Annotated in this window: 1 pseudogene; it reads left to right on the forward strand. The window is 74.3% G+C overall.

Going from position 1 to position 222, the window contains the following annotated elements:
• A pseudogene (locus tag AX737_RS18335) lies at positions 1-222 on the forward strand (restriction endonuclease subunit R); the annotation flags it as partial.

Genomic DNA, 222 nt, shown 5'->3' on the forward strand with positions numbered 1-222 from the left:
GCCGGCCCGCCGGCTGGGCCGCCGACCTGCGCTTCCGTCAGAAGGCGAGCCTGCTGCGGGTCGCCGGTACCAGTGACTTCGCCGAGATCCTTCTGGAGGCCGGCGAGCAGGTCGCACTCTCGGTGGCTTTCCTCGAGACCGGCGCGGCGCTCGCCGAGACCCTGCGCGGGCGCGGCTGGCGGGTCGACGCGATCGACGGCACGCGCACGAGCGAGGCTAACG

This window comes from Methylobacterium sp. CCH5-D2 (assembly GCF_001556475.1).
In the GTDB taxonomy this organism is placed as follows: domain Bacteria; phylum Pseudomonadota; class Alphaproteobacteria; order Rhizobiales; family Beijerinckiaceae; genus Methylobacterium; species Methylobacterium hispanicum.